Source organism: Aquabacterium sp. (assembly GCF_030652515.1).
In the GTDB taxonomy this organism is placed as follows: domain Bacteria; phylum Pseudomonadota; class Gammaproteobacteria; order Burkholderiales; family Burkholderiaceae_C; genus Aquabacterium.
The window spans coordinates 1-2,607 of sequence record NZ_JAUSAR010000038.1 but is presented as its reverse complement, the minus strand read 5'-3'; the positions used below and the strand labels follow the sequence as shown (position 1 = coordinate 2,607).

General features: G+C 57.3%; 4 protein-coding genes. 2 read left to right on the top strand and 2 right to left on the bottom strand.

Translation table 11 applies throughout. From position 1 onward, the window contains the following. The first annotated feature begins 45 nt into the window (after positions 1-45). Positions 46-303: a recombinase family protein gene (locus Q7V20_RS24320; RefSeq protein ID WP_370652409.1), complete on the top strand. Its 258-nt coding sequence runs from the start codon at positions 46-48 to the stop codon at positions 301-303. A gap of 9 nt (positions 304-312) precedes the next feature. Continuing rightward, positions 313-471: a helix-turn-helix domain-containing protein gene (locus tag Q7V20_RS24315; protein WP_370652410.1), complete on the top strand. Its 159-nt coding sequence runs from the start codon at positions 313-315 to the stop codon at positions 469-471. A gap of 333 nt (positions 472-804) precedes the next feature. On the opposite strand, the gene Q7V20_RS05650 is transcribed toward Q7V20_RS24315, so the two are convergent. Further along, positions 805-2,007: an ABC transporter permease gene (locus Q7V20_RS05650; protein WP_304788082.1), complete on the bottom strand. Its 1,203-nt coding sequence runs from the start codon at positions 2,005-2,007 to the stop codon at positions 805-807. After that, the coding region (locus Q7V20_RS05645; RefSeq protein WP_304788080.1) for an ABC transporter ATP-binding protein at positions 2,007-2,607 on the bottom strand (601 nt) is incomplete at its 5' end. The genes Q7V20_RS05650 and Q7V20_RS05645, both read right to left, overlap by 1 nt.

Below are 2,607 nucleotides of genomic sequence, written 5' to 3'. Positions count from 1 at the left end.
AGAGGCTAAACCGGGGCAGCGCCGACCAGCTGTGTTTGAAATTGAATGTGTAGCTTAAACTCAGTGCATAATTGTCTTGACTCAGGGGTCCACTTTAATGTGCATTCTATAGATCGCCTGGCCCGGAACCTTGTTGATTTGCAAACCATTGTCAGCCATCTGAACGGAAAAGGAGTCTTGGTTGTTTTCCATAAAGAAAATTTAACATTCACAGGCAGCAATGAGAATCCGAGGAACAAGCTCATGTTGCAAATGATGGGTGCTTTTGCTGAGTTTGAACGCAACCTGATTAAAGAGCGCTAACGGGAAGGAATTGCTCAGGCTCAAAAGAAAGGAACCAGAATAGGAAGAGGGCGGGTACTAAAAGATGAACAAATCCAGGAGATACTATGCAGGGTGGCAGGTGGTGCCGTTAAATCTTCATTAGCAAAAGAATACAAGATTTCAAGGCAAACTTTATATGCTGCCTAAAATGTAACCATCCAATAATACCGGCAAATATGAGTTGCCTTGACATACAGATGGAGTGCGTGATACCTGATAAGAATCGGAAGGCATTCTACGTTTGACCGCTGCAAGCCCTATTGAATGACACACTGGTTCGTCGCCTGGGGAGAATTGGCACCAAGGGGAAGGCTGAGAAATTAGAACGATATGCTGATCAAGAAGGAATGGCAAAGGGGCTGCGGCGGATTGTACGAACTCGGTTAGCGCATGGATTATTATCTCCTCAGTTGATGTGTATATTTATCAAGTGAGAGTCGGATTGATAAGGATGGACATGTGGTAACGCGATGCTCCCTCTCACTCGTGGCGCAACGCGTCGATGGGATTGAGGCTGGCCGCACGGCGCGCCGGGAAGTAGCCGAAGATCACGCCGATGGCGGCGGAAAAAAAGAAGGACAGCAGGTTGATGCCGGGGTCGAACAGGTAGGGAACGCCCATCATTCCGGCTAGGAAGATGGATGCTACGGTGGCGATAGCGATGCCGATCAGACCGCCAAGGCTCGACAGCACCACCGCCTCGATCAGGAACTGCAGCAGTACCTCCCTTTCCAGCGCGCCGATAGCGAGGCGGATACCGATCTCGCGGGTGCGCTCGGTGACCGACACCAGCATGATGTTCATGATTCCGATGCCGCCCACCAGCAGGCTCACCGCGGCCACGGCGGCGAGCAGCATGGTGAGGATCTTGGTGGTGCTAGTGAGGGTCTCGGCGATCTGCCGGGTGTCCATCACGCGGAAATCGTCGTTCTCGTTCTCAGCGATGTTGCGCCGCTCGCGCAGCAGCAAGGTTAGCTGATTCTTGACCGCATCGATGGAGGCACTCTCCTTCACCGAGATGGTCATCCGGCTGATGTCCTGGCTGCCGGTGAGGCGGCGCTGTACTGTGCGCAGCGGCATTACCACGGTGTCGTCCTGATCGGATCCCATGGACGACTGACCCTTGGCCTTGAGCAGGCCGATCACTTCGCAGGCGAACTGTTTGATGCGGATTTCGCTGCCCACCGGGTTTTGCCGGCCGAACAGCTTGTCGCGCACGGTTTCACCGATTACACATACCGCCTTTCCCGCCCGTTCCTCGGCCTCGCTGAAGCTGCGGCCGACAGCAATTTCCCAGTTGCCCGCCTGGAAATAGTCACCGCTGCTGCCGGTAACCACGGTAGACCAGTTATTGGCCTGATACACGGCTGTCGCCGACTTGTTCACCATCGGTGCGACCAGCCTGGCGGCGGTGATCTGGTTGCGGACGGCGTCGACGTCGGCGCTCTTGAAGGGGGCACCCGCCTCGGCACCGGGACCGAAACGCTGGCCTGGCATCAACATCAGCAGGTTGCTGCCCATGCTGGATATCTGGTCGGACACGGACTGGGTCGCGCCGTTTCCCAGGGTCACCATGGTGATGACGGCGGCGACGCCGATGACGATGCCAAGGATGGTCAGGAAGGAGCGCATCAGGTTGCGCCGGATGGAACGCAGGGCGAGCAGTAAAGTATTCCACAGCATCAGGCTGCCTCCCCGTTGCGGTGGTCACTATCGACACGGCCGTCAACGAAATGAATGATCCGCTTCGCATAGGCCGCCATGTCGGGTTCGTGGGTGACCATCAGCACGGTGATGCCGTGCTCGCGGTTGAACGCACTGATCAGATTCATGATTTCCTGGCTGGTGTGGGTGTCGAGGTTGCCGGTGGGCTCGTCGGCCAGCAGCACCGCGGGTCGGGTAACGATGGCGCGGGCAATGGCTACACGTTGCTGCTGGCCACCAGACAGTTCGGCCGAGGTGTGGTGCTCCCAGCCCTGTAGTCCGACCTGCTCCAGAGCGGCGCCCGCAGCGGCGTGGCGCGCGACGGCGGGTTCGCCACGGTAGATCAGCGGCAGTTCGACATTCTCCAGCGCGGTGGTGCGCGACAACAGGTTGAAGCCCTGGAACACGAAGCCGAGATAATGACGCCGCAGCAGCGCTCGCTGGTTACGCGACAACTGCTCGACCTGCACGCCCTCGAATTCATAGCTCCCGCTGGTGGGTGTGTCGAGGCAGCCAAGGATGTTCATCGCGGTGGACTTACCAGAGCCGCTGGGACCCATGATGGCGACAAAGTCGCCG

Coding starts and splice junctions, on each gene's coding strand:
- Q7V20_RS24320 (WP_370652409.1), top strand. CDS start 46: ATGTGTAGCTTAAACTCAGTGCATAATTGTCTTGACTCAGGGGTCCAC.
- Q7V20_RS05650 (WP_304788082.1), bottom strand. CDS start 2,007: ATGCTGTGGAATACTTTACTGCTCGCCCTGCGTTCCATCCGGCGCAAC.